Source organism: Demequina aestuarii (genome assembly GCF_000975095.1).
In the GTDB taxonomy this organism is placed as follows: domain Bacteria; phylum Actinomycetota; class Actinomycetes; order Actinomycetales; family Demequinaceae; genus Demequina; species Demequina aestuarii.
The window spans coordinates 955,259-980,031 of sequence record NZ_BBRD01000001.1 but is presented as its reverse complement, the minus strand read 5'-3'; the positions used below and the strand labels follow the sequence as shown (position 1 = coordinate 980,031).

25 protein-coding genes are annotated in these 24,773 nt (G+C 71.0%); 7 read left to right on the top strand and 18 right to left on the bottom strand.

The annotated features are described in order from the left end of the window. Positions 1-7: 7 nt before the first annotated feature. The 3 genes from AOP72_RS04605 to AOP72_RS04595 are packed head-to-tail and all read right to left on the bottom strand — an operon-like array spanning position 8 to position 3,359. Positions 8-844 (bottom strand): transglutaminase family protein, encoded by an 837-nt coding sequence (locus AOP72_RS04605; RefSeq protein ID WP_062133033.1) that lies wholly within the window; start codon positions 842-844, stop codon positions 8-10. Further along, positions 841-1,764, bottom strand: a complete 924-nt coding sequence (locus AOP72_RS04600) for an alpha-E domain-containing protein (protein WP_062133031.1) — start codon at positions 1,762-1,764, stop codon at positions 841-843. Before AOP72_RS04600 ends, AOP72_RS04605 begins: the two co-directional genes overlap by 4 nt. Beyond that, on the bottom strand, positions 1,758-3,359 hold the full coding sequence (locus AOP72_RS04595) for a circularly permuted type 2 ATP-grasp protein (RefSeq protein WP_062133027.1): 1,602 nt from the start codon (positions 3,357-3,359) through the stop codon (positions 1,758-1,760). Before AOP72_RS04595 ends, AOP72_RS04600 begins: the two co-directional genes overlap by 7 nt. A gap of 88 nt (positions 3,360-3,447) precedes the next feature. On the opposite strand from AOP72_RS04595, the gene AOP72_RS04590 reads away from it, so the two are divergent. The 7 genes from AOP72_RS04590 to AOP72_RS04560 all read left to right on the top strand — a co-directional run bounded on the left by AOP72_RS04590 (position 3,448) and on the right by AOP72_RS04560 (position 8,594). Beyond that, positions 3,448-3,963 carry a PH domain-containing protein gene (locus AOP72_RS04590; RefSeq protein WP_062133024.1) on the top strand — a complete coding sequence of 172 codons (516 nt, stop codon included), beginning with the start codon at positions 3,448-3,450 and terminating at the stop codon, positions 3,961-3,963. Positions 3,964-4,089: 126 nt separating this feature from the next. After that, the gene (locus AOP72_RS04585; RefSeq protein WP_062133022.1) at positions 4,090-4,602 is read left to right on the top strand and encodes a MogA/MoaB family molybdenum cofactor biosynthesis protein; all 513 of its coding nucleotides are present in this window, start codon (positions 4,090-4,092) and stop codon (positions 4,600-4,602) included. Beyond that, positions 4,602-5,021, top strand: a complete 420-nt coding sequence (locus AOP72_RS04580; RefSeq protein ID WP_062133019.1) for a molybdenum cofactor biosynthesis protein MoaE — start codon at positions 4,602-4,604, stop codon at positions 5,019-5,021. The genes AOP72_RS04585 and AOP72_RS04580 overlap by 1 nt, the downstream gene beginning before the upstream one ends. After that, the gene (gene moaA, locus AOP72_RS04575; RefSeq protein ID WP_062133016.1) at positions 5,018-6,058 is read left to right on the top strand and encodes a GTP 3',8-cyclase MoaA; all 1,041 of its coding nucleotides are present in this window, start codon (positions 5,018-5,020) and stop codon (positions 6,056-6,058) included. The genes AOP72_RS04580 and moaA overlap by 4 nt, the downstream gene beginning before the upstream one ends. Beyond that, positions 6,059-6,802 (top strand): molybdate ABC transporter substrate-binding protein, encoded by a 744-nt coding sequence (modA, locus tag AOP72_RS04570; RefSeq protein WP_062133012.1) that lies wholly within the window; start codon positions 6,059-6,061, stop codon positions 6,800-6,802. A gap of 20 nt (positions 6,803-6,822) precedes the next feature. After that, a complete protein-coding gene (locus AOP72_RS04565; protein ID WP_369345469.1) occupies positions 6,823-7,581 on the top strand; it encodes an ABC transporter permease in 759 nt (252 codons plus the stop codon). Continuing rightward, positions 7,581-8,594, top strand: a complete 1,014-nt coding sequence (locus AOP72_RS04560) for a sulfate/molybdate ABC transporter ATP-binding protein (protein ID WP_084631276.1) — start codon at positions 7,581-7,583, stop codon at positions 8,592-8,594. Before AOP72_RS04565 ends, AOP72_RS04560 begins: the two co-directional genes overlap by 1 nt. Positions 8,595-8,625: 31 nt before the next feature. Here AOP72_RS04560 and AOP72_RS04555 read toward each other — a convergent pair whose 3' ends face one another. The 15 genes from AOP72_RS04555 to hemL form a co-directional block, all read right to left on the bottom strand. Further along, on the bottom strand, positions 8,626-8,862 hold the full coding sequence (locus AOP72_RS04555; RefSeq protein WP_062133001.1) for a MoaD/ThiS family protein: 237 nt from the start codon (positions 8,860-8,862) through the stop codon (positions 8,626-8,628). Then, entirely contained in the window at positions 8,862-9,113 is a 252-nt protein-coding gene (locus AOP72_RS04550) for a DUF6457 domain-containing protein (protein WP_062132997.1), read from the bottom strand. The genes AOP72_RS04555 and AOP72_RS04550 overlap by 1 nt, the downstream gene beginning before the upstream one ends. Next, positions 9,110-9,688 (bottom strand): molybdenum cofactor guanylyltransferase, encoded by a 579-nt coding sequence (mobA, locus tag AOP72_RS04545; protein WP_062136848.1) that lies wholly within the window; start codon positions 9,686-9,688, stop codon positions 9,110-9,112. The genes AOP72_RS04550 and mobA overlap by 4 nt, the downstream gene beginning before the upstream one ends. Continuing rightward, positions 9,685-10,155 (bottom strand): cyclic pyranopterin monophosphate synthase MoaC, encoded by a 471-nt coding sequence (gene moaC / locus AOP72_RS04540; protein WP_062132994.1) that lies wholly within the window; start codon positions 10,153-10,155, stop codon positions 9,685-9,687. Before moaC ends, mobA begins: the two co-directional genes overlap by 4 nt. Continuing rightward, the gene (locus tag AOP72_RS04535; protein WP_062132991.1) at positions 10,152-11,360 is read right to left on the bottom strand and encodes a molybdopterin molybdotransferase MoeA; all 1,209 of its coding nucleotides are present in this window, start codon (positions 11,358-11,360) and stop codon (positions 10,152-10,154) included. Before AOP72_RS04535 ends, moaC begins: the two co-directional genes overlap by 4 nt. Next, positions 11,347-12,090, bottom strand: a complete 744-nt coding sequence (locus tag AOP72_RS04530; protein WP_062132989.1) for a HesA/MoeB/ThiF family protein — start codon at positions 12,088-12,090, stop codon at positions 11,347-11,349. The genes AOP72_RS04535 and AOP72_RS04530 overlap by 14 nt, the downstream gene beginning before the upstream one ends. Further along, on the bottom strand, positions 12,071-12,757 hold the full coding sequence (locus tag AOP72_RS04525) for a sirohydrochlorin chelatase (protein ID WP_062132986.1): 687 nt from the start codon (positions 12,755-12,757) through the stop codon (positions 12,071-12,073). Before AOP72_RS04525 ends, AOP72_RS04530 begins: the two co-directional genes overlap by 20 nt. After that, a complete protein-coding gene (locus AOP72_RS04520; protein ID WP_369345474.1) occupies positions 12,754-13,860 on the bottom strand; it encodes a uroporphyrinogen-III synthase in 1,107 nt (368 codons plus the stop codon). The genes AOP72_RS04525 and AOP72_RS04520 overlap by 4 nt, the downstream gene beginning before the upstream one ends. 20 nt (positions 13,861-13,880) lie before the next feature. Next, positions 13,881-15,101: a uroporphyrinogen-III C-methyltransferase gene (cobA, locus tag AOP72_RS04515; protein ID WP_062132981.1), complete on the bottom strand. Its 1,221-nt coding sequence runs from the start codon at positions 15,099-15,101 to the stop codon at positions 13,881-13,883. Continuing rightward, the gene (gene nirD, locus AOP72_RS04510) at positions 15,098-15,517 is read right to left on the bottom strand and encodes a nitrite reductase small subunit NirD (protein WP_084631274.1); all 420 of its coding nucleotides are present in this window, start codon (positions 15,515-15,517) and stop codon (positions 15,098-15,100) included. The genes cobA and nirD overlap by 4 nt, the downstream gene beginning before the upstream one ends. Next, positions 15,514-18,087, bottom strand: coding sequence for a nitrite reductase large subunit NirB (gene nirB / locus AOP72_RS04505; RefSeq protein ID WP_062132978.1), 2,574 nt, complete (start codon positions 18,085-18,087; stop codon positions 15,514-15,516). Before nirB ends, nirD begins: the two co-directional genes overlap by 4 nt. Positions 18,088-18,100: 13 nt before the next feature. After that, positions 18,101-19,618 carry an FAD-dependent oxidoreductase gene (locus AOP72_RS04500; RefSeq protein WP_084631272.1) on the bottom strand — a complete coding sequence of 506 codons (1,518 nt, stop codon included), beginning with the start codon at positions 19,616-19,618 and terminating at the stop codon, positions 18,101-18,103. Beyond that, on the bottom strand, positions 19,615-21,786 hold the full coding sequence (locus tag AOP72_RS04495; protein WP_062132974.1) for a molybdopterin oxidoreductase family protein: 2,172 nt from the start codon (positions 21,784-21,786) through the stop codon (positions 19,615-19,617). The genes AOP72_RS04500 and AOP72_RS04495 overlap by 4 nt, the downstream gene beginning before the upstream one ends. A gap of 2 nt (positions 21,787-21,788) precedes the next feature. Next, positions 21,789-23,189, bottom strand: a complete 1,401-nt coding sequence (locus AOP72_RS04490) for an MFS transporter (RefSeq protein ID WP_062132970.1) — start codon at positions 23,187-23,189, stop codon at positions 21,789-21,791. A 267-nt stretch (positions 23,190-23,456) separates the two neighbouring features. Next, positions 23,457-24,767 (bottom strand): glutamate-1-semialdehyde 2,1-aminomutase, encoded by a 1,311-nt coding sequence (hemL, locus tag AOP72_RS04485; protein WP_062132967.1) that lies wholly within the window; start codon positions 24,765-24,767, stop codon positions 23,457-23,459. Positions 24,768-24,773: the final 6 nt, after the last annotated feature.

The window sequence follows — 24,773 nt, the reverse complement described above, 5'->3', positions numbered from 1 at the left end:
CGGCCCGTCAGGACACCTGGGTCACGGAGACCGTCACATCCAGGTGCTCGGTGCTGCCCGCCACCACGCCGGTGAGCGGCGGGATGTCCGAGTACTCGCGCGCCCGGCCCACGATCACGTGATGGTCGCCCACCTCGCGGTCGTTCGTGGGGTCGAAGCCCGTCCACTCCCCCGTCCACCACTCGATCCACGCGTGGGACTCGCCGTTGACCGTCTCGCCGATCTCCGCGTCCCTCTTCGGGTGCAGGTACCCGGAGACGTAGCGCGCAGGGATCCCCACGCTGCGGAGCGCCCCAGCGGCGAGCTGGGCCAGGTCTTGGCAGACGCCGGAGCGCGCGTTCCATGCGTCCGATGCGGCCGTGTGGACATTCGTCGCGCCCGGGACGTACTGGATCTCGTCGTAGAGGAACTGGCAGATCGCGCGCGCCGTGTCGTCGGGCGTCATCGTGCCCGCGGCCTCGCTCGCGAAGTCGGCGAGCTCTCGTGGCGGCTCCGTCATCGCCGAGTGGTCGAGGTACTCGCACAACAGGTCCTGGAACCTCGGCCCGTGCAGCGTGTCCCAGTCCGCGCGCTCCGCGCGGACCGGCTGCGGCACGATCTCGACCAGCGAGGACCCGAGCACGGTGAGCGTCCGATGCGGCTGCAGGACCTCGAAGGCAGTGACGTCGCACTCCCAGTAATCCCGATACGTCGTCCTCCACGACACCGGAGAGATCTCGACCTTGGACTCCAGCACGCGCTGACGCGGCAGCCAGGCGGGGGTGAGACGCGCCTCGTTGTACGAGGACGGCACGTCCTTGCCGTATCGGAAGTGAGTGCGGTGCTCGATCTTCAGCTGGGTCACAGCGCCTCCTGGTTCCAGGCGACCGTCGCGGCCGGCAGGAAGTAGCGATCCCGAATCAGGTCCGAGGCCGTCGAGCATGCCCGCTGGACCTCATGCATCTGAGGCACGAGGTCGTCGAGGATGTCGCGGACGGGGCTGTACTCGAGGTTGGTGCGTGCACGGCCGAGCGCGAGGCGTGCCCGGCCCGCGAGCACACGGTTGGATTCCGAGCCTTCGATCTCGGTGAGAATCGTCTCCGCTCGATCGAGGTTGTACGCGATCGAGCGCGGGAACAGCCGGTCGATCAGCAGGAACTCGGCGGCGCGCTCCTCGGTCACGAGCGCACGCACCGTACGGAGGTAGGCCTCATGGGCCGAGCACGTGCGCAGCAGCGTGGTCCAGTTGGGCCCGGTGGTGCCCTCGAGGTTGCGGGTCATGAGCAGGCGGGCGATCATGTCCGCGCGTTCCAGGGATCGTCCCAGCTCCATGAAGTGCCACGCGTCGTCACGCGACGTGGTCGCCGACGACAGTCCCCACACGATCGCTGCCCGCTCGCGCACCCAGACGAAGTACTCGTGGGGCCGGGACGCCCTGGTCCACCGCGGCAGGCCCATGCGGGTGGTATTGAGCGCCTCCCACACCTCGGTGCTGATCACCTCGCGAGCGCGACGGGCGTTCTCGCGCGCAGCCGTGAGGGTGCCGGCGATCGAGGCGGAGCTGCCGACGTCGAACGCGAGCTTGCGCAGCACGTCGTCGCGGTTCACCTGGTCCTCATGCGGGATGTTCATCACGGACAGAATCGACGCGTTGGCGCTCGGCTCGTCGACCCAGGGGTCCTCGAGCAGCACGTTGAGGTGCACGTCGAGCAGCCGGGCGGTGTTGTCCGCGCGCTCGACGTAGCGACCGATCCAGAACAGTGACTCGGCGATGCGGCTCAGCATGGCTCGCTCCCTTGGGTCCGCTGCTGCTGTTGCTGCTGCGCCTGCTGCCCGGCGATGTTGTCCTCGGGGTGCGCGGCCTGCGGCACGGAGGTCATTCCGCTCAGTTCGATCCGGGACTCCGGCGGTGCCTGCGACGAGCCTCGGTGTCGGACGCCGCCCAGCACCCAGGTGTCCTTGGACCCGCCGCCCTGAGAGGAGTTCACGATGAGCTGCCCGCGTGCGAGCGCGACCCTCGTCAGGCCGCCAGGGAGGACCCACACGTCCTCGCCGTCGTTGATGGCGAACGGACGCAGGTCGACGTGGCGCGGCTCCAGCCCGTCATCCGTCAGCGTGGGCACCGTGGATAGCTGCACGACCGGCTGCGCGATCCAGCCGCGGGGGTCGCGCAGAATCTGATCACGCACCTGCGCGAGCTCGTCCTTCGAGGCGCGCGGGCCGATGGTGACTCCCTTGCCGCCGGCCCCGTCGACGGGCTTGACCACGAGCTCGTCGAGCCTGTCGAGCACTTCTTCGCGCGCATCGGCCTCCTCGAGGCGCCAGGTGTCCACGTTGGGGAGGATCGGCTCCTCGCCCAGGTAGTACCGGATCAGATCCGGCATGTAGGTGTACATCAGCTTGTCGTCGGCGACGCCGTTGCCGATCGCATTCGCGATGGTGACGTTGCCCAATCGTGCCGCGGTCACCAGCCCTGGCGCGCCGAGAGCACTGTCGGAGCGGAATGCGACGGGGTCGAGGTAGTCGTCGTCGACCCGTCGGTAGATGACGTCGACGCGGCGGCGGCCCGCCGTGGTGCGCATATAGACGCGGCCGTTGGTGGTCTCGAGGTCGCGGCCCTCGACGAGCTCGACGCCCATGGTTCGCGCCAGCAGCGAGTGCTCGTAGTACGCCGAGTTGTACACACCCGGCGTCAGCACCACGATCGTGGGGTCGTCGACGCCCTCGGGGGCGGACTTGGCGAGCGACGCTCGCAGTCGGCGCGAGTACTCCAGCACCGGCCGGATGCCCATCGCGCCGAACATCTCGGGGAACATCTGTGACATCGCGCGACGGTTGGACAGCACGTAGCTGACTCCGGACGGCACGCGCACGTTGTCCTCGAGCACGCGCCAGATGCCGTGCTGGTCGCGCACGAGGTCGATGCCGGAGACGTGCACCCGCACGCCGTTGGCGGGCTCGACGCCCGCCACCTTCCGGTAGAAGTGCGGCGACGTCGCGATGAGGCGTCTCGGGACGATGCCGTCGGTGACGCAGTGCTGGGATCCGTAGACGTCCGCGAGGAAGGCCTCCAGCGCCTTCACTCGCTGGGACACTCCGGGCGAGATGATGTCCCACTCGTCGCCGCCGATGACGCGTGGCACGATGTCCAGCGGGAACGGCCGCTCCTCGCCAGCATGGTCGAACGTGACGCCCTGCGCGAGGTACGTATTGGCGAGCGCCTCGGCTCGCGACACCAGGTCGTCGCCGGACATGCGGTCGATCTCGGCGTAGACGCGCGCGTACGGTTCGCGGATGCGCCCGTCGACATCCATCGCCTCGTCCCACGCCGCAGACGGCGCGTATCCGGTCCAGGGAGTCGAGGCAACGTCGTCGGTCATGACCCCACGGTAACCTCCGATGGTTGCAGGGACGTTTCTCACCCCGATCAACCGCGTGTCGACAGACGGGTGCCGCTAGAGTCCGACCATGGGATATCCGGAACGCCTGCTCGCGCCTGAGGAACGACTCCTGCTGCACCGGCACCGGCACTGGAAGGCGCTCGTCGCGCCCACGCTGTGGGCACTGGTCCTCACGGCGGCCAGCATCGCGCTGTACGCCTGGCTCGGCGCTCAGGACCTCGACGCGACGCTCGCCACCGTGCTCGAAATCGCCCTGATCGTGGTCTGGCTGATCCTGATGGCATGGCTCGTGGTCGCACCGTACGTGCGCTGGTTCACGACGCACTTCGTCATCACGGACCGGCGCGTGCTGTTCCGCACCGGGGTCTTCACGCGGTCCGGAATCGACATCCCGTTGGCGCGCATCAACACCGTGCAGTTCCGCCACGGCGTCATCGACCGCCTGTTCCGGACCGGGACCCTCGTCATCGAGTCAGCCTCCGACGACCCGCTCGAGTTCGACGACATTCCCCGGGTCGAGCGCGTGCACTCGATGCTCTACGACGAACTCCACCACGAGATCGAGGACGACGAGCGTCAGTAGATCCGGTCCGACTCGCGCGGTTCACGCGTTCACGATCGCGCCCCCAGCGCTGAGCGACCTTCGCAACGCGCCGGAAACCCGCGCCTGCCTACACTGACGTGACAGCGATCAGGAAGGGTCGGGACCATGACTGGTGCACGCGAGACACCCGCGCTGACGGGTGCCGCCGCAGCGGTCATCACCGTCTCCGACAGGCGCTCGGCCGGGCAGGCCGAGGACACGGCCGGCCCCGCCGTCGCCGATGCCCTCCATGCGGCAGGCGCCGCCGTGGAGGCGTGGGTGGTGGCCGACGGGCTGGACTCCGTCACCACCGCGATCGAGCAGGCGCTGGCCTCCGGAGCGCGCCTGATCCTCACCGCGGGCGGCACGGGCGTGCATCCTCGCGACGTCACCCCCGAGGCGACCAGGCCCTTCCTTGCCCGCGACCTGCCGGGCATCCCCGAACTGTTGCGCTCGACGGGCGCGCGCACCACGCCGACCGCCGCGCTCAGCCGTGGGGTCGCAGGAGTCAGCGCCGGACACGGCCCCGCGCTCATCGTGAACCTCCCAGGCTCCGAGGCCGGGGCACGCGAGGGCATCGACACCCTGCTTCCCTTGCTCGCCCACCTGCTGTCGCAGCTCGACGGCGGCGACCACTGATGGGGGTCGCTCTCGCTCGCGTCTCGGCGGAGGCGCTGAGCGTCGACGCTCACGTCGCCGCAGTGACCGGTGCCTCCCATGGCGCGATCGCCGCATTCATCGGACAGGTGCGCGACCACGACCCCAGCGTGGACGGCGAGGTCACGCACCTCGAGTACTCGGCCCATCCCGACGCTCCAGCCGTGCTCGCCCGACTCGCGCGAGAGAGCTGCTCCGGCGACACCACCGTCGCGGTCTCCCACCGCATCGGCCTGCTCGCCGTGGGCGAGGCCGCCATCATCGCTGCCGCCGCGAGCCCGCATCGGGCCGATGCCTTCGATACGTGCCGAGCGCTCGTCGAGCGAGTCAAGGCGGAGCTGCCGGTATGGAAGCGAGAGATCCTCGCCGACGGGTCGCACACGTGGGTGGGGATCCAATGAACGACGCCCGTCGCCCCCGCGCGAGCGACACCGCGCTCGCGAACCCCGATCTCACCGACCGGTTCGGTCGTGTGCACCGCGATCTGCGGATCAGCCTCACCGATCGCTGTTCGCTCCGTTGCACGTACTGCATGCCAGCCGAGGGTGTGCCGTGGCTGAAGAGCGACACGATGCTCACCACCGACGAGCTGGTGCGGGTGGCGCGCGTGGCCGTCGGGATGGGAGTCGAGGAGATCCGGCTCACGGGTGGCGAGCCGCTGCTGCGCCCCGATGTGGTGGACGTGGTGGACCGCCTGTCCCACCTCGAGGGACCCTCGGGACACCCCGAGATCTCCCTCACGACCAACGCTCTGCGCCTGCCCGCCCTCGCCGCTCCCCTGCGGGACGTGGGGCTCGCACGCGTCAACATCTCGCTCGACACGCTGCGTCGCGAGAGGTTCCTCGAGCTCACGCGCCGCGACAGGCTCACCGATACGCTCGCGGGGATCGCGGCGGCGGACGTCGCCGGGCTGTCCCCCGTCAAGATCAATGCCGTCGCGATGCGCGGCGTGAACGATGACGAGATCGTGGACCTCACGCAGTTCTGCGTCGATCACGGATACCAGATGCGGTTCATCGAGCAGATGCCCCTCGACGCCGGGCACACCTGGGACCGTGCCGAGATGGTCACGGGCGAAGAGATCCTCGAGGCGCTGTCCGCTCACTGGACGCTCACCGAGCGGGCCGGCCGCGGAGCCGCCCCCGCTCAGGTATGGGACATCGACGGCGGACCCGCGTCGGTCGGCGTGATCGCCTCCGTGACGCGACCGTTCTGCGGCACGTGCGACCGCGTGCGGCTCACCGCGGACGGTCAGCTGCGTGCGTGTCTGTTCGCGCGCAAGGAGTCGGACCTTCGCACCCTGCTGCGGGACGGCGCGAACGACGCGACCCTCGCGGGCGCCATCGCCGCCTGCCTGCGTCTCAAGCAGCCCGGACACGACATCGACGACCCCGCGTTCCTCCAGCCGGACCGCCCGATGAGCGCGATCGGCGGCTAGGTGAGGCGTGCATCGGCGGCGGCCGTGGGTGCGCTCGTCGCCACCGGAATCGGGGCGTGCGGCGCGCCCGCTGAGCCTGCTCACACGCTGACGGTCTACGCAGCGGCGTCGCTCACCGACGTGTTCGCCAGAATCGAGGAGGACTTCGAGACCGCGCACCCTGATGTCGAGGTCACGACGGTCTACGGAGGCTCCACCGACCTCGCAGCGCAGATCGCGGAGGGCGCGCCAGCGGATGTCTTCGCATCCGCGCACCTCGCCCCGATGGAGGCGATCGCGGACGAACTCGACGCCACCCCCGTCCCCTTCGCCACCAACACCTTGACCATCGCCGTGCCCACCGGCAACCCGGCACACGTCACGAGCCTTGCCGACCTCGCTCATGGGGGCGTCAGCAGCGTGATCTGCGCTCCACAGGTGCCATGCGGAACCGCGACGTCCGAGCTCGCCGCGGCCCAGGGTATGCAGCTGATGCCCTCGTCCGAGGAGAGCTCCGTGACGGACGTGCTGAACAAAGTGGCCTCCGGTCACGCCGATGCCGGGGTGGTCTACGCGACGGACATCGCGCGCGCCACGGGCGTCGAGGAGGTGGCGATCGCCGGCGCTGGTGGAGCCGTCAACACGTATCCGATCGCGGCGCTCGCGGGCGCACGGGACGGCGACCTCGCGGCGAGCTACGTGCGGCATGTGGTCGGAACGAGGGGCCAAGAGATCTTGGCGAGCGCGGGATTCGGCGCGCCATGACCGGGGCCATTCCTCGATGGATGATTCCCCTCGCCATCGTCTCGTCCGCCGTGGTGGCGCTTCCGCTGCTCGCGACGACCCTGCGGCTGGACTGGGCGCGCCTCCCCACCCTCCTCACCTCACCCCCCGCCCTCGAGGCTCTCTCGCTCAGCCTCCGCACGGCCGCGCTGTCCACGGTGCTGTGCATCCTGCTGGGCGTGCCGCTCGGCTACGCGCTCGCCACATGGCGATCTCGGCTCCGCCCCGCCGTGCGCGCGCTGGTGCTCGCGCCGTTGGTGCTCCCGCCCGTCGTAGGAGGTCTGGCGCTGCTGTACGCCTTTGGCCGCCGCGGCCTCATCGGCGGTCCGCTCGCGGACGCCGGGCTGGACCTCGCCTTCTCGACCGCCGCAGTCGTGCTCGCCCAGACGTTCGTCGCCATGCCGTTCATGGTGCTGACCGTCGAGTCGGCGGTGTCCGCACGGTCGGGCCATCACGAGTCGCTCGCGGCCACGCTGGGCGCCAGCAGATCGACGACGCTGTGGCGCGTCACCCTGCCGGCCTTGCGACCGGCGCTGGTCACCGGCACTGTATTGACCTTCGCGCGGGCGCTCGGAGAGTTCGGCGCTACGCTCACCTTCGCCGGCAGCCTGCCGGGTGTGACACGCACGCTGCCGCTGGAGATCTACCTGCGTCGGGAGACCGATGCGGATGCCGCGATCGCACTTGCGATCCTGCTGGTGACCGTGGCCGTGGTCGTGGTCGCCGTCGCGTACCGGCCCACCGTGCGGAGTGATCGCTGATGCTCACGGCGCGCGTGGTCGCCCCCGCACGGGGTGTGGACGCCGCGATCTCGGTGGAGGCGGGCCGCACACTCGCGCTCCTGGGCCCCAACGGCTCGGGCAAGTCCACTCTGCTCGCCGCCATCGCGGGCCTGGTGCGACCCGAGTCCGGGGCGGTCACCTCCGGAACGCGCGTGCTGCACGACCTCGACGCGGCGCGTCCCGTCTGGCTGAGTCCCCGCGAGCGCCGGGTCGGCCTCGTCACCCAAGGCGCGGATCTGTTCCCCACCATGACCGTGCTGGACAACGTCGCGTTCGGCCCTCGGTCGCAGGGCTCGCCGCGGGCCGATGCGCGCGCTCAGGCCGCGCATTGGCTCGACAGGCTGGGGCTCTCCGCATTGAGGGACAGGAGGCCCGCGCTCCTCTCGGGCGGTCAGCACCGTCAGGTGGCGATCGCACGCGCCCTGGCATCGGCGCCGGAGGTGCTCGCGCTCGACGAGCCCTTTGCCGGGATCGATGTGGAAGCGGCCTCTCAGCTCCGCTCCTTCGTTGCGTCCTTCGCCACTGACCTCACGGTGATCATCACCACCCACGACCCGCTCGACGTTCACCTGCTCGCACACGACGTCGCGGTCCTGGACCGCGGCTCGGTGATGGAACGCGGCACCGTCGCCGACGTGCTCACCCGCCCCAGAACCGCGTTCACCGCGCGCATGGCGGGAATGCTGCTGCTCACCGGTGCCGTCGGGGCGGACGGGACCCTCGTGACGGACGGCGGCATGCACGTGCCCTCGCTCGCGCCGCACCTGCCGGAGGGTCGCCGTGCCATGGCGGCGCTGCGCCCGCGCGCCGTGTCCCTCGCTCGGTCCGGCGGGATCGCGGACGTGGTCCGCACGATCGAGCCCCGGGGCGATGTGGTGCGCGTCCATGGAGAACGTCTGATGGCGGATCTCGATCCGGCCGCAGCCGCGGGACTGCTGCCGGGTGCCGCGATCGCCTTCGACATCCCCCCCGTCGCGGTGTACGAGTCCTAGCTGCCGTCCGGGATCAGCGGGCGTGCACGGATCACCCGCCGGCGAAGGGTGGCAGCACGTCCACGGTCGCGCCCGCGGGGATCGTGGCATCGTCCGCGCGCCGGTGCCCCGCCACCACGACGGCGCACTGGCGCAGCACCGCCTCGAGCCCCGCACCGTGAGCGTCGAGGAGCTGAGCGCGCACCTCCCCCACTGTCGTCGCTGACACCTGGCTCTCGTCGACACCGGCCGCCTCGGCGGCGGCCGCGAACAACCGCACGGTCACCATCAGCCGGGCATCTCCTCGGTCCACCGACGTGCGAACGCCGCGGCCGTCGCCGATGCCTCGGCTGCGGTCATGCCGCCACGGCCGACCGCGTATCCCACCAGGAAGGTGGTGAGGGGCGCGGCAGGCCTGGTCACCGAGTGAGCGGCGTCTCGCGCGACGTCGAGCAGCAGTTCGACATCGACATCGGTGAGGTCGAGGTCGAGCTCCTCCGACAGCGCGGCCACCCACGCGTCCAGTTGGCTGGTGGTCATCGCCACTCCTCTCGCAGTGCCATCACATCATCCCAGGTGTCGGCGTCGCGCGCCGCGCCGCCCACCGGCACGGTGCGCATGACGAGCGGCGACGCGAGGGCACGCATCGAGGCGCCGTGGGGGTCGCCCAGGGCTGCGAGCGCTCGCGTCAGCGACTCACGCCGGTAGACGGCGAGCAACGGCTGAGCACGGGAGTCGCGGTCGGTCGCCCAGGCACCGTCGACCCCGTCGGCACCCGGCCCCTCCAACGCTTCCAGCAGCGCGGGCACCGCCTCGTGGGCGTGCGGCATGTCGCATGCGAGCACCAGCACGCGAGACGAGTCGTCCGTCATCACGCCGAACCCCGCGGCGATCGCGGCGACCGGGCCGCCGCCGGGCGGGTCCTCTCGCGTGAAGACCACATCGGGGTGGCCGGGGGCGACGGGCCCCACGATGACGACGGGTGCGCAGCGAGCGGCCGCGGCGAGCGCGTGCTCCAGGAGCGTTGCCTCGCCCACGCGGACGGACGCCTTGTCGACGCCGCCGAGTCTGCGCGCACCGCCCCCGGTGAGGATGATCGCGCCAGTGGTGGTCACGGGCGTGTCCACCCTCCCGACTTGCCACCCTGCTTCGACAGCAGCCGCACGTCACGGATCGACGTGGCCTTGTCGAGCCCCTTGACCATGTCGACCACGTTCAGCGCGGCGATCGAGGCGGCCGTGAGCGCCTCCATCTCGACTCCGGTACGGTCGGCCGTCGAGACTGCCGCCACGATCCGCACCCCCTCCTCCTCGACCGTCACGTCCACTGCCACTCCGTGGACGCCGATCACGTGCGCGAGCGGGAGCAGCTCTGGCGTGCGCTTGGCCGCCGCGATGCCGGCGACGCGCGCCACGGCCAGCACGTCGCCCTTGGGAACCGAGCCGTCGCGCAGCGCCGCGACCACCGGGGCGGCGCACGCGACGAACGCCTCCGCCGTGGCGCGTCGCACCGTCGGCTCCTTCTGCGTCACGTCGACCATCCGGGCGTGCCCGCTGCCGTCCAGGTGCGTGAACTCGCTCATCCGCTCCACCTCATGAGGCTCACCGTATCCCCCGGTGCCACGCGCTCGGTACCGGCCGGAACGTCGGCAAGCGCCTCGGCCGCCGCGAGCCCAGCGATGAGGTGTGACCCGGAGCCGCCAAGCGTCGCCGGGACCACGGTGCCGACGTCGGTGAAGCGCACAGGCATGAACTGTCGGCGCCCCGGCGGCACGGCCCACCCGTCGCCCACCACCGCGGTCTCGGTCGCGCGGCCTCCCCAGTCCAGGCCCCCGTCTCCGTCGCCGCGCAGCCGCCGGAGCATCGGCGCCACGATGGCGGCGAAGCTCACCAGCACGCTGACAGGGTTGCCCGGCAGGCACACCGTCGGGGTGCCGTCCACGGTCCCGAGTCCTTGCGGCTTGCCGGGCTGCATCGCGACCCGGACGAACTCCACTCCGCGGGCGGCGAGCGCCTCCTTCACGACGTCGAAGGCGCCTACGCTCACGCCGCCCGTGGTCACCACGAGGTCGGCGTCGACTGCCGTCATGCGCGCGAGCAGCTCCGCGGGACGGTCGCCCACCCGCGCCATCACGATGGGCTTGGCGCCCGCCTCCCGCAGGAGTCCGGCGAGCAGCACCGAGTTGGAGTCGTGGATCTGGCCGGATGCGAGGTCATCGCCCACGTCCACCAGTTCGTCACCGGTCGCGATGACCGCGACCCGTGGCGTTCGCACCGCGTCGACGGTCTCGACGCCCACTGCCGCGAGGGCCCCCAGCCTCGCGGCGGTGAAGCGGCGTCCGGCATGGACGATGACGTCTCCCGGGCGGGCGTCCTCACCCGCGCGACGCACGTGGCGACCCTCGTCAACCGAGGCGGTCACCGCGGCCTCGGTGAGACCGCCGTCCGTCGACTCCACCGGGACCACGGCGTCTGCTCCGTCCGGCATGGGGGCGCCCGTCATGATCCGCCACGCGTGCCCTGCACGGACCACGCCGGGCGGTGCCCCTGCCGCCGTCTCCCCGGCGACGGGCAGCACCACCGGAGACGCGTGAGTCGCGCCCTGCACATCCGAGGCACGCACCGCGTATCCGTCCATCGCCGAGTTATCGAAGGGCGGACTCGCGTGGCGCGCGACGTGGTCGCGGGCCGCCGTCAGACCCAGCGCACTGGCGAGAGAGTGCGCCTCACCGGGGAGCGGCGCGACGAGCGCGAGCGCCCGCGCGACGTGAGCTTCAAGCTCCCGCACTCGCTGCCTCTCGCCTGGGCGTCACCGGCGACAGTGGGATCTCGCGCCAGCGCCCGGTGCGCGCATCGACCATCGCGAGGATCCCTGCCAGCGACGTGCCCGCGCCGCTCGCCAGCTTGAGCGCCTCGGTCGCCATCGCCGCGCCCACCTGACCGCACAGGGTGCCGAGCACCGCACCGCCCTCGCACGCGTCGAGCGGCTCTGGGGGCTCCACGGGGAACAGGTCGCGCATCCGCGCTGGCCCAGAGAACACGGTCACCTGGCCGTGCCAGCCCTGCACCGCGCCCCAGGCCACGGGAATCCCCAGCGCCTCCGCGGCATCGGCCACCGCCAGGCGTGACGAGAAGGTGTCCGTGCTGTCGACGATGGCGTCGTGACCCGCGAGCAGCGCGGCGGCGTTGCTCGCCTCCAGCCGGCGCACCACCGGGTGGAGGTCGAGCCCCGGAGCGAGCAGGCGCAGCGGGCGCACGGCCGCGTGCACCTTCGGACGCCCCACGTCGTCGGGACCATAGAGGATCTGCCGGTGCAGGTTGGTGAGCGAGACGTGATCCGCATCGATGAGCGTGAGGTGTCCCACGCCGGCGGCCGCCAGGTACTGCGCGGCCGGGCACCCCAGCCCGCCGACACCCACGATCGCGACCGAGGCGCCCGCGAGCGCGCGCTGACCGGCTTCGCCGAAGCCCGAGAGTCCTCGCTGGCGGGAGTACCGATCAGGCGCTGAGCGCGTCATGGAAGCGGTCCGCGATGATCTCGAGCAGGAAGTGGTGCGGCGCAAGCGGCTCCGTGACGAAGTCCGCGCCCGCGTCGTGAAGGCGGCGCTGGAACAGTCCGGGAGCGAGGAGGTACGAGGCGACGGCCACGACGCCATCCTCGCCGTTCTCGCGGGCCGATGCCACCGCATCGGTCACGGACGGCTTGGTGCCCGCCGCGAAGCCGATGCGCACCGGCCCGTCCCAGTGTTCGCGCAGCATCTCGGCCGCCCGCTCGGTGTCCGCCTGCGAGCGCGGGTCGGATGACCCGGCCGCCGCGAGCACCACGGTGGCGTCGTGCGGCACGCCCTGGTCGTCGAGACGTTCGCGCACGATCTCGAGCAGACGCGGGTCGGGCCCGAGCGCCCCCACGGAGCGGACGTCCGTGCGGCCCTCGACGGCCTCGGCGATGTCGACGTAGACGTGGTAGCCGCCGGCGAGCAGGATCGGCACCACCACCGCGGACACGCCATCGCCAGGCTCGACGCCCGCGATGACATGATCGATCTTGGGGTCCTGCACGTCGACGTACGCCTCGCGGACCTCCACGCCCATCGTCTCGCGCACCGCGTCGAGCAGTTCTCGCACGGTCTGCTGTCCCTCGTCTGCGCGTGTGCCGTGGGCACACCCGATCAGAATTGCGCTCATGTGGCGCTCACCCCCAATGCGTAGCCCCTCTTGACGACAGTGCGCACCAGCGAGCGGCTGCCCGCGTTCTCACGCAGTCGATTGATCGCGGCCTCGACCGCATGCGGCCCGGCCTGCGCCCCCGGCAGCAGCTCTCCGAGCTGGTCCCGCGTGAGCACGTTGCCTCTGGCATTCGCGAGCGCACGCAGGATCTCGAGCCCCGTGGGCGTCAGAGGCAGCACCTCGCCGTCGAGAACGGCCGCGGTGGCACGCATCACCAACGGCCCGTCGGGCGTCGCGACGGCCTCCGTCGCCTCGCCGTAGTGCTTGACGAGCTCGCGCACGAGCGCACCAAGCCGCCAGCGATCCGGAAAGCAGGTAGGCAGCCCCGCGCCCTCCAGCGGCGCGGCGGTCACCGGACCGACGCCCGCCAGCAGCAGGTCACCCGAGTGGACCCGTCCGCTGATCGCGTCGAACAGACCCGCCCGCCGCACATCCGTGAGCCAGGCGTGAGAGCCAGGAGCAGACGTGAACAGCACCGCATCGGCGTGCCCGGCTGCAGCGCCGTCGATCCAGCGCAGATGGGCGGCGGGGTCGAGCGGCGGCCCCCAGCCGTAGATGAGCAGGGACTGGACGTCCGCCCCGGCCGCCTCGAATGCCTCATCCAGACCATCCGAGCCGTTGCCGTGGTGCTGCACTGCGATCCGCAGGCCCGCCACGCCCTCTGCGAGCAGGTAGCCCTGCAGCTCGGCCGCGGTCTCCGACTCCGCGACCCAGTCCGCCTCGAGCCCGGCCGCCTGAATGGCGCCCCTGGCCTTGGGGCCGCGGGCGATGAGCCGTGCGTCGCGCATGCAGTCGAGAAGCTCTTCCGCGATCCCGGCGGCGTCGGCCGCCTCGATCCAGCCACGGAACCCGATGCCGGTGGTGGCCACGACGACGTCCGGGGGCGCGGCGATGAGCGCGCGCGAGTCCGCGATGAGCTGCTCGTCGTCCAGGTGCGAGATCGTGCTGAGCGCCGGGGCGTGGTGGACGGTCGCGCCACGGCGCTCGAGCGCCGATGCGAACTCGCGCTTGCGACGGTCCGCGGTGATGACCATCGCGCACCCTGCGAGCGGTTCCCCCACGTGACTCACGGCTCCCCCGTTCACAGCTCAGGCGTCGCTGCCACGGCGCTCGCCAACAGGCCCGGCTGACTCACCTGTCCCACGACGATAATGGCTGGAGGTTTCACGTCCGTTTCGTCCGCACGACGAACGATATCTGCCATGACGCCGTGAGTGACCCGCTCGTGAACGGTGGTGCCATTCTCGACGATCGCCACCGGCGTCTCCGGATCGCACCCGCCGGCGACGGCGGCCCTGACGATCTCGGGCAGCGCCGTCACACCCATGAGGATCACCACAGTGGCGCCGGCGGCCATGGCCGCGATCGAGGCGGGATCGGCCCCCGCGTGACCGGTCGTGACCAGCACGGACGTGGAGACCCCTCTTTGGGTCACGGGAATCCCGGCGCGGGCGGGCACCGCGAAGGCGGACGTGATTCCCGGCACCACCTCGACGTCCACCCCCGCCTCGATGCAGGCGTGGACCTCCTCGCCCCCGCGGCCGAACAGATACGGGTCGCCGCCTTTGAGACGCACCACCGTCTTGCCTTCGAGCGCTCGGCCCACCAGCAGGCTGTTGATCTCCCGCTGCGGCACCGGGTGGCGGTCGGGGGACTTTCCGACGTTCACGACCTCGACGTCGTATGGCACGGTGACCAGCAGCTCGGCGGTGCCCAGGCGGTCAGTGACCACGACGTCGGCCTCCGACAGGGCCTGGCGTCCGCGGACCGTGATGAGGCCGGGGTCGCCGGGGCCGGAGCCGACCAGGATGACCCGGCCGGAACCTGGCCGGCGGCGGCGCAGATCGACCTCGCCGCCGTCCAGATGCGCGGCGACCGCATCGCGCACCGCGCGAATCCGTCCAGGATCAGGGGCGCCGAGAGAGATCACTCCGACGCCGAGGTCGCCGTGCTTCGACATCGCCGCCTGCCGAGCAGTTCCCTTGGAGGCGTCGGACGCGTCGATGCACCAGATCTGACGCTCGTGCGCCCACTGCGCGACGGCGTCGTTGAGGACCGGGTCGTCCGTCGCGGCGAGCACGAACCACGCACCGTCAAGATCCATGGGTGCGACGCCGCGCCGGTGCACGACGATGTCGCCGTGGCCGGCATGCCGCTCGATGTCCTGCGAGACGTGAGGCGCGACCACCGTGACGCGCGCACCCTCGGCGACGAACCGTCGGACGCGCCGGGACGCGACGGAGCCGCCGCCCACGATCAGGATCGGCTTGTCCTTGAGATCGAGTCCGAAGAGTGCCGTCACTCGTCACCTGCCAGGTCGATGTACACCTGGCCATTGTCGACGGTGACGGGGTAGACGACCAAGTCCGCCGCGCGCCCGGGGCGCGGCGCCTTGTCCATCGTGGCCAGACACGTGCCGTCCACCAGGGAGAACACCTGCTTGTAGAGCGGCGACGCGATGGTGGGCACTCCCCCGCGGTCGCCTGTGATGCCCCGCGACATCACGGCAGCTCCCGAGAAGGGGCACACATTCTGCACGGCGTGGACGCTTCCGTCGGCGAGCCGGAAGATCGCCACCTGGTGTCCGTCCACGAGAGCGGCCACCCCGAGGTCCGGCGTGAGCCTGTCCACATCGCAGATCGGGACGCGAGTCGTGGCGGAGCCGCGCGTCCGCCCGGCCGATGCGGTGGTCGGGTGGTTCACGGAAGCGCCGGTCATGAGCGGACCTCGAGCGTCGCGGGAGCGATGAGGACGGCGCCGCCACCGCGCTCGGAGTCCGTGGCGGGCCGGCGCTGGCCGCGCTCCTCGACGTAGGCGAGAGACGGGTCGGGCTCTTCTGGCGCGTTGACGAAGGAGCTGAACTGGCGCAGCCGCTCCGGGTCCTTCAGCACGGCCGCCCACTCGTCCTCGTAGGAATCGATGTGGCGCGCCATGTGCGCGTCGAGATCGTCGCAGATGCCGAGCGAGTCGTTCACCACGACGTCGCGGATGGCATCGAGGCCGCCCTCGTACTCCTCCTGCCAGGGCGCGGTGCGCTGCAGTCGGTCCGCAGTGCGGACGTACAGCATCAGATAGCGATCGATGATCCGGAACACCGCATCGTCGTCGACGTCCTCGACCAGCAGCTGCGCGTGCCGGGGGGTGAACCCCCCGTTGCCGCCGACGTAGATGTTCCAACCGTTGTCCGTGGCGATCACGCCCACATCCTTGCCACGCGCCTCGGCGCACTCGCGTGCACAGCCGGACACTCCCAGCTTGATCTTGTGCGGGCTCCGGAGCCCGCGGTACCGCAGCTCGAGGGCGATCGCGAGCCCCACCGAGTCCTGCACTCCGTACCGGCACCAGGCCGAGCCCACGCACGACTTCACCGTGCGCAACGACTTGCCATAGGCGTGCCCGGATTCCATGCCCGCGTCGACCAGGCGCTTCCAGATGCTGGGCAGCTGCTCGAGACGCGCACCGAACAGGTCGATCCGCTGGCCGCCGGTGATCTTCGTGTAGAGCCCGTAGTCCTTGGCGATCTCGCCGAGCAGGATCAGGTGCTCGGGCAGGATCTCTCCTCCCGGCACGCGCGGGACCACCGAGTAGGTGCCGTCCTTCTGCATGTTCGCCATCACGCGGTCGTTGGTGTCCTGGAGCGCCGCCCGGTCCGCCGCGAGCACATGCTCGTTGTACAGCGTCGCGAGGATCGACCCGATCACCGGCTTGCACAGGTCGCAGCCACGGCCAGTCCCAAACCGCTCGATGATCTCGGAGAAGGTGCGCAGACCGCTCACCTGGACGGCGCTGAAGAGCTGCGCCCGCGACATGTCGACGTGCTCGCACACGGCATTCGAGATCTCGATGCCGGACTTCTCGAGTTCGGCGCCGACGATCTTCTTCACGAGCGGGAGGCAGGAGCCGCACGACGTCCCCGCCTTGGTGCAGGCCTTCACTCCCGCGACGTCGGTGCAGCCCTCGTCCGTCACGGCGCAGCGGATCGCGCCCGCGCTGACGTTGTTGCACGAGCACACGGACGCGTCGTCGGGCAGTTCGACGTTCGGGCGCTCGACGGCGCCCTCGGGCAGCAGCCAGCCGCCCGGATCGCCGCCGAGCTCGGATCCCACCATGGGGCGGAGCGAGGCGTACGCCGACGCATCCCCGACCAGGATCCCGCCCAGCAGCGTGCGTGCGTCGTCGGTCAGCACGAGCTTCTTGTAGACGCCCGCCACCGGATCGGCGTAGACCAGCTCGAGCGCACCCGGGGTGGTGGCGAATGCGTCGCCGAATGACGCCACGTCGACGCCCAGCAGCTTGAGCTTCGCGGCGGTGTCCGCACCAGGGAACGTGGAGTCGCCGCCGAGCAGCCGGTCCACCGCGATCTCCGCCATGGCATTGCCCGGAGCGATGAGCCCGATGCACGCGCCCTGGATGCAGGCGACCTCGCCGATCGCACTGATGGCCAGGTCCTCGGTCAGGCACGTGTCGTCGACCACCACACCGCCGCGCTCGCCCATCGCGAGCCCTGCGGCACGCGCGAGCTCGTCACGCGGCCGCACGCCGGTGGCGAAGATCACGACGTCGACCCGCTGCTCGCCGCCTCCCTCGAACACCAGTCGGCCCGCGCGGCCCGCGCGGTCGGGCTTGATGGCCTGCGTCTTGGTCGAGCAGCGCACCGTGACGCCGAGCCGTTCGATGAGGCGCTGCAGCGCGTGGCCGCCGCCCTCGTCCACCTGCAGGTTCATGAGTCGGTCCGAGAACTGCACCACCGTGCTGGTCGCCCCGAGCTCCTGGAGCGCTCCTGCGGCCTCGAGCCCCAGCAGCCCACCGCCGATCACCGCGCCGCGCACCGGACGCCCGAGTTCCTGCGCGCGGTGCTCGACGTACGTGCGCAGAGCGGCGACATCGTCAATGGTGCGGTAGACGAACACCCCGGGCAGGTGGGCGCCCTCCGTGGGCGGCGTCCAGGCGTACGAGCCGGTCGCGAGCACCAGGTGGTCGTACGGGTGCTCGCGGCCATGGCGGTCCGTCACCACCTTGGCATCGCGGTCCACCGTGTCGACGCGGGCATCCCGCTCCAGGCACACCAGGGGGTCATCCCACAGCGCCCGGTCACCGAGTTCGAGGTCCTCGGGGTGTCGACCCGTGAAGTAGGTGGTGAGGGCGACCCGGTCGTACGGCGCTCTCGGCTCCTCGGCGAGCACCGTGACGGCGAACCGCCCGTCGGCATCCCGTGCGCGCAGCGCCTCCGTGAACCGGTGCGCGACCATACCGCCGCCCACGACGACGATTCTTTGCGTCTCCGTCATGATCTTCCTTCTCTCAGGCACCCGCGAGCGCGGGGGCCGACATCTCGTCGTCATGGCTCGGCGAGCCGGGGTTCTCGGAGGCGCTGACGGCGATCAGCGCGGCCACCACGGAGCGGCAGTCGCCGCATCCGGTGCCGGCGCGGGTGGCCTTGGCCACGTCGTCGACGCTGGCGCAGCCGTCGCCCACCGCCGCCACGATGCGGCCCTTCGAGACGGAGTTGCATTGGCACACCGTGTGGTCGTCGCCCATGTCTGCCACCGCCGTCGCGGCCGGGCGGGCCGCACCCGCGAGCGGCCTGATGATGAGGTGCGCGGGGTCGGCAGGCACCGGCAGCATCCGTGTGTACATCGCGCTCAGCTCGGAGGCCGCCTGCTTGTCCCCCACGACCGTCGCGCCGACCAGCAGCCCGTGCGAGACCACCACCTCGACGAACCGGCCGATCGCGGGGTCGCTCATGCGCACGGCGCGCAGCTCGCGCTCGCCGTGCTCGAACTTGCCCGACAGCCCCATGGTGACCACGTCGAGTCCGGCGGCCTTGACCCGCACCACGTTCGTGGGGTCGAGGCCGTCAGCGTCCCTCTCCTCAGGTGGAGCATCGGCGCCACTGGTGCCGGTGCTCGCCCAGGAATCGACCAGACGCGTCGCCTGCTCCCATCCCTGCGCCACCAGCCCGGTGCCGCCTTCGGGCGGCTGGGCGCAGTCGCCGATCGCGAAGACCCGCGCATCGGCCGGCGAGGCGAGGTCGGCGCCCACGACGACCCCACGCTCGCACGGCAGCCCTGCGGCACGCGCCAGTGCGGTGTCGGGAATGGTGCCGGCGCACATGACGAGCATGTCGGTGAGCATCTCGGTGCCGTCGGTGAGCCTCACGGCGCTGAGTGCGCCCCGACGGTCCAGGGCGTGGGCCACAGATGTCTCGGTGATGACCGTGACGCCGAGCTTGCGCAGCGAACCCGTGGTCACCTGTGCGGCGGCCTCGCCGAGCTGGCGCTCCATGAGCCTGCCGTGATGGTGCACGAGAGTGACGGCCAGGCCTTGCGACGCAAGGCCGGTCGCGACCTCGAGGCCGAGAACGCCGGCGCCGAGCACCACCGCTCGACGTGCTTGCGGGATGCCCGCAAGGATGCGGTGCGCGTCGTCGAGATCCTTGAGGACGCTCACTCCCGGCAGGAGCCCACGGTCGTTGGCGACGCCCTGGATCCCCGGCACGCGTGCCTGAGAGCCGGTCGCGAGGACCAGTCGCTCGTACGGGTGATGTTCGCCCGCGGAGTCCACGACCTCGCGAGCGTCGCGGTCGATCGAGGCGGCCGAGACGCCGCGGAGCACCCTCACCCTGGCGGTCGGCGCACTGGGGAGCGCGAGGGAGCCGGGCTCGGTGCGACCGCTCACGACGCTCGACAGCAGCACGCGGTTGTAGGGCTCGTGGCGCTCCTTGCCGAGCACCGTGACCTCGGCGTGGGGGTCGCGTCCGACAAGGTCGTCGACGAACCGCGAGCCGACCATGCCGTGGCCGATCACCACCACCTTCATGGCGCAGTCACCTCCACGGGAACGCGGGCAGGAGCAATGGCGACGGCGGTGACCTTGAACTCGGGCATGCCGCTGATGGGGTCGGTGGCGTCGTTCGTGAGGCGATTCGCGCTGCCCGCGCCCGCCCAGTGGAAGGCCATGAACACCGTGTCCGGTCGGACGGACTCGGTGAGGCGCACGCTCACCGTGGCCGTGCCGCGTGCGGTCGTCAGCACCGCGTCCTCGCCTTCGGTCAGGCCGATGCGCTCGGCGAGCAGCGGGTGCACCTCGACGAAGGGCTCGGGCTGAGCGGCGGAGAGCTCGGGGACGCGACGGGTCTGCGCGCCCGACTGATAGTGCTGGAGCACGCGGCCCGTGACGAGGTACGTCGGCGCGTCGGCGCGCACGTCGTCGTCAGGTGCGTGGTGATCCACGGCCGTCATCCGCGCCCTGCCGTCCGGGGTGGGAAATCCCTCGAGGAACACTCGTGGTGTGCCCGGATGGTCCGCCGACGGGCACGGCCACTGGATCTGCTCGCCCGCGTCGAGGCGGTCGTAGTCGATGCCCGAGTAGTCGGCGACGCCCCCGGCCGATGCCCGCGCAAGCTCTGCGAAGACCGCCCGCGGGTCGTCGGGAAAGCCCTCGCTCACGCCCAGGCGACGGGCGAGCTCGCCCAGGATCCACAGTTCGGAGCGAGCGCTGCCCGGAGCGTCGACGGCCTTGCGGCGCCGCAGCACCCGACCCTCGAGGTTGGTCATGGTCCCGTCCTCTTCGGCCCACTGCGTGACCGGCAGGATCACGTCGGCGAGCAGCGCGGTCTCGGACGGCACCATGTCGCACACGACGAGCAGATCGAGCCTGGAGAGGGACTCGCGGACGGCATCGGCGTTCGGTGCAGAGACGACCACGTTGCTGCCGTGCACGAGCAGTGCTCGGGGTCCGCCCTCTCGCCCCAGAGACGCGAGGAGCCGCACGGCTGGCACGCCGGGGCCGGGCAGCGACTCCGGTGCGACTCCCCACACGCCGGCCACGTGGGCGCGCGCCGCGGGATCGGAGATCGACCGGTAGCCCGGAAGCTGATCGGACTTCTGGCCGTGCTCACGCCCGCCCTGGCCGTTGCCCTGTCCCGTGACGGGCCCGAAGCCGGACCCCTCGCGTCCCACGAGGCCCAGGACGAGGGACAGATTGATCGCGGCGGTCACGCACGCGGTGCCCTGCGTCATCTGTTCGACCCCGCGGCCGGTGAGCACGTAGGCGCCACGGCCGCCTTTCGAGGGCGAGGCGGCGGCCAGCAGGCGCGCGGTGCGGCGCAGCTCGTCTGCCGGGATGCCGCAGACGGTCTCCGCACGTTCAGGCCACCAGGACGCCACCGACCGCCGGACGGCGTCGAATCCGTGGGTGCGTTCCTCGAGGTAGTCCACGTCGGCGAGCCCCTCGGCCAGCACCACGTGGGTGATCGCAAGCAGCACCACCATGTCGGTTCCGGGCACGGGGGCGAGGTGAATGCCCTGGCCGTCGCTCGCCAGACGCGCCGTCACCGTCTCCCGCGGGTCCACCACCACCAGACCGCCGCGCTCGCGCGCTCCGGCCAAGTGCTGGACGAACGGAGGCATCGTGACCCCCATGTTCGAGCCCAGGATGAGGACCGCATCGGCGCCACCGAGGTCAGCGAGGGGGAAGCCCAGGCCCCGATCCATGCCGAAGGCTCGGTTGGACGCCGCCGCGGCGGAGGACATGCAGAACCGGCCGTTGTAGTCGATGTACGGGGTGCGCAGCACGGTGCGGGTGAACTTGCCGAGCGCGTACGCCTTCTCGTTGGTGAGCCCTCCACCGCCGAACACGGCGACCGTCTCGCGGCCGTGCGCCTCCTGCAGCGTCGTCAGGCGATCAGCCACCAGGTCGAGGGCCTCCGCCCACTCGGCCTCGCGGAAGCCGCCGTCGGTCGTGCGGATCAGCGGTGTGGTCACGCGGTCCGCGGCCCGCAGCACCTCGGCGGACGTCCAGCCCTTCTGGCACAGCCCTCCTCGGTTGGTCGGGAACTCGCGCCCGTCCACCTCGACCGGCAGGCGGCCGTCGGGAGTCCGGGTGAGAGTCTGCGCGCACTGGAGGGCACAGTACGGGCAATGGGTCGCGACGGCGTCGCCCGGCGCGGTGGCCCCGGGCGACGCCGACTCGGCGGGAGCAGACACGATCAGACGTTCGCCATCGGCGAGCCCTTGCGCAGGTAGAACACCCACGTCAGGGCCGCCATGACAAGGAACACGACCACGTAGATCTGCAGCGCGGGAACGATGGAGCCCTCGAAGGTCTCGCGGGACCACATGTAGACGAACGGGATCGCGAAGCCGCCGAAGGCGCCGATCGACGAGATGATGCCCACCGCTCCGGCACTCTGCCTCTTGAAGTCCAGAGCGGACGCCTCCGAGCCGTCGCCTCGGGTGTCGCGCAGGCGGGTGAAGATCGACGGGATCATCCGGTAGGTCGAGCCGTTGCCGATGCCGGTGAGAGCGAACAGGGCGATGAAGCTCGCGAAGAACATCCCCAGGCTCTCCTGCTGCACTCCGACGACCGCCGCATATCCGGCGGCCGCCATCGCGACGAACGCGATGATCGTGACGATCGACCCCCCGAACCTGTCGGCCAGACGGCCGCCATAGGGACGCGCGAGCGAGCCCACCAGTGCCCCGATGAAGCCCCACGCGAGAGCGATGTCGGTGCGCTCGAAGACCACGGACAGGAGCGTCGGGAAGGCCGCGGAGTAGCCGATGAACGAGCCGAAGGTGCCGATGTAGAGGAACGCCATCAGCCACGTGTGACCGTGACGCAGGGCGCGGGCTGTCGGCTTGGGATCCGCCTTCGCCTCGCGCAGATTGTCCATGTAGAGGAACGCCAGCACTGCGGCGGCGAGGGCGAGCGGGACGTACACGAGGCCCGCAGCGGCGAGGCCGACACCGCCGATTCCGATCACGAATGGGACCAGCTTCTGCGCCACGGCGACGCCGATGTTGCCACCCGCGGCGTTCAGGCCCAGCGCCCAGCCCTTCTGCTTGTCCGGGTAGAAGAAGGTGATGTTCGCCATCGACGAGGCGAAGTTTCCGCCTCCGAAGCCTGCGGTGGCGGCGATCGCCACGAGCACGCCGAACGAGGTGTCCGGCCGGCCCACGACCCACGCGAGGCCGAGGGTGGGGACGAGCAGCAGCAGGGCGGAGACGACCGTCCAGTTGCGCCCGCCGAAGATCGGCACGGCGAACGTGTACGGGATGCGCAGGAAGGCTCCCACACCGGAGGCGACCGCCAACAGCGTCAGTCCTTGGCTCGCCGTGAGCGCCCACCCGTTCGACCCGGCGGTCACCAGCGCGCCCGACTCGTCGAAGGTGCCGTACATCTTGACCACGACGATCGACCAGAGCAGCCACACCGAGAAGCCGATGTGCTCCGCGACGATCGAGAACGTCAGGTTGCGGAAGGCGATGGCCTTGCCCTTGGCCTCCCAGAACGTCCCGTCCTCTGGCGTCCAGTGCTCGATCCATCGGCCATGGCCGACAACGCCTGGCTCGACCTCTGCCGTGCCGGTCTTGTCTTGAATCGTCATGAACCCTCCCCAGGGTGCGATGCTGCGAGTGTTGTCCGCGCCAGACAATCGGCGGCGCGCTGACACAGCGCTCCATCGGACACGTCTCACGCTAGGGAGGGGATGTTTCTATCGGCTCCGCGCCATGTGAAAGGGGCGAGAACTCTTGCTCACCTCACAGGGGCGGCCGTTGTGAGGTGATCTTCTCGCAGGCCCGGCGCGCTAGAGGGACATGGGTGCAGGTTTCGGCCTCGATCCAGCACTCATGTCCCTCGAGGGAGCAAGAAGTCAGGCTGAGGGCTGCTCCGAGGCCGCCCACGCTCGCACGGCGTCGAGCACGTGCTCGATCTCGACGTCGCCATGCGAATACGACACGAACCACGTCTCGAAGGCGCTCGGCGGCATGTGCACGCCCGCGTCGTGGAGGGCGTGGAACAGGCGCGCGAAGGCCGCAGTGTCCTGAAGCGCGGCCTGCTCGAAGGTCACCGGTGGCTCCCCCAGTCCCAGGAACACCGAGAACAGGGTGCCCGCTCGGCCCACCGCGTGACGGACGCCCGCCTCGGCCAGGATCTCGCTGACGCCCCCAGCCAGCGCGTCGGCCGTGTGAGAGATGGTCGCGTAGACATCGTCAGTGAGCAGGCGCATCGTCGCGAGGCCGGCAGCGACCGCCACGGGGTTCCCCGACAGCGTGCCGGCCTGGTACACCGGGCCGAGCGGGGCAAGCTGCTCCATGAGATCGGCGCGACCGCCCAGAGCCGCGACGGGCATGCCGCCGCCGATGACCTTGCCGAAGGTCACGAGGTCCGGCTGCCACGGGTCGACGCCCGAGGCGAGGTCCGCATCGCGCTCGATGCCCCAGTACCCCGCAGGTCCCGCCCGGAATCCTGTCAACACCTCGTCGACGATGAACACCGCGCCCTCGTTGCGGCACAGCGTCGCGATGAGGCGGTTGAAGCCCAACGGTGGCGTGACGGTGCCCATGTTCGCCGGCGCTGCCTCGGTGATCACCGCGGCAATGCGCGGACCGTGCTCGGCGAAGGCGTCGGTCAGAGCCTCCTCGTCGCCGTACGGAAGCACGATGGTGTCGGCGGCAGTGCCACGCGTGACCCCAGCGCTGTCGGGCACGCCAGAGGTCGCGAGCCCGGAGCCCGCGGCGACCAGCAGCGAGTCCGAGTGGCCGTGGTAGCAGCCGGCGAACTTCACGATCGTGTTCCGGCCGGTCGCACCGCGCGCGAGGCGGATGGCGGTCATCGTGGCCTCGGTGCCGGTCGACACGAGCCTCACCCGCTCGGCGGGGGCATAGCGACCACGGATCTCCTCGGCCAGCTCGACCTCCCGCACGGTGGTCGCGCCGAACGACAGCCCGCGTGCTGCCGCTTCCTGGACCGCTTGCACCACGGTCGGGTGCGCGTGGCCCAGGATCGCGGGGCCCCACGACCCGACCATGTCGACGTACTCGCGTCCGTCCGCATCGGTCACCCGCGCGCCACGGGCGGAGGCGATCGGCACCGGCTCTCCCCCGACTCCATTCCAGGCGCGGACAGGTGAGTTGACGCCGCCGGGCAGAATCGCTGCGGCTCGCTCGGAGAACTGGGTCACTGCTCG

Coding starts and splice junctions, on each gene's coding strand:
- nirD (WP_084631274.1), bottom strand. CDS start 15,517: ATGACCGGCGCTTCCGTGAACCACCCGACCACCGCATCGGCCGGGCGG.
- AOP72_RS04565 (WP_369345469.1), top strand. CDS start 6,823: ATGATTCCCCTCGCCATCGTCTCGTCCGCCGTGGTGGCGCTTCCGCTG.
- AOP72_RS04555 (WP_062133001.1), bottom strand. CDS start 8,862: ATGGTGACCGTGCGGTTGTTCGCGGCCGCCGCCGAGGCGGCCGGTGTC.
- AOP72_RS04600 (WP_062133031.1), bottom strand. CDS start 1,764: ATGCTGAGCCGCATCGCCGAGTCACTGTTCTGGATCGGTCGCTACGTC.
- moaA (WP_062133016.1), top strand. CDS start 5,018: ATGAACGACGCCCGTCGCCCCCGCGCGAGCGACACCGCGCTCGCGAAC.
- AOP72_RS04530 (WP_062132989.1), bottom strand. CDS start 12,090: ATGACGCGCTCAGCGCCTGATCGGTACTCCCGCCAGCGAGGACTCTCG.
- AOP72_RS04590 (WP_062133024.1), top strand. CDS start 3,448: ATGGGATATCCGGAACGCCTGCTCGCGCCTGAGGAACGACTCCTGCTG.
- AOP72_RS04490 (WP_062132970.1), bottom strand. CDS start 23,189: ATGACGATTCAAGACAAGACCGGCACGGCAGAGGTCGAGCCAGGCGTT.
- AOP72_RS04560 (WP_084631276.1), top strand. CDS start 7,581: ATGCTCACGGCGCGCGTGGTCGCCCCCGCACGGGGTGTGGACGCCGCG.
- nirB (WP_062132978.1), bottom strand. CDS start 18,087: ATGACGGAGACGCAAAGAATCGTCGTCGTGGGCGGCGGTATGGTCGCG.
- AOP72_RS04580 (WP_062133019.1), top strand. CDS start 4,602: ATGGGGGTCGCTCTCGCTCGCGTCTCGGCGGAGGCGCTGAGCGTCGAC.
- AOP72_RS04585 (WP_062133022.1), top strand. CDS start 4,090: ATGACTGGTGCACGCGAGACACCCGCGCTGACGGGTGCCGCCGCAGCG.
- AOP72_RS04500 (WP_084631272.1), bottom strand. CDS start 19,618: ATGAAGGTGGTGGTGATCGGCCACGGCATGGTCGGCTCGCGGTTCGTC.
- AOP72_RS04525 (WP_062132986.1), bottom strand. CDS start 12,757: ATGAGCGCAATTCTGATCGGGTGTGCCCACGGCACACGCGCAGACGAG.
- AOP72_RS04595 (WP_062133027.1), bottom strand. CDS start 3,359: ATGACCGACGACGTTGCCTCGACTCCCTGGACCGGATACGCGCCGTCT.
- AOP72_RS04550 (WP_062132997.1), bottom strand. CDS start 9,113: ATGACCACCAGCCAACTGGACGCGTGGGTGGCCGCGCTGTCGGAGGAG.
- moaC (WP_062132994.1), bottom strand. CDS start 10,155: ATGAGCGAGTTCACGCACCTGGACGGCAGCGGGCACGCCCGGATGGTC.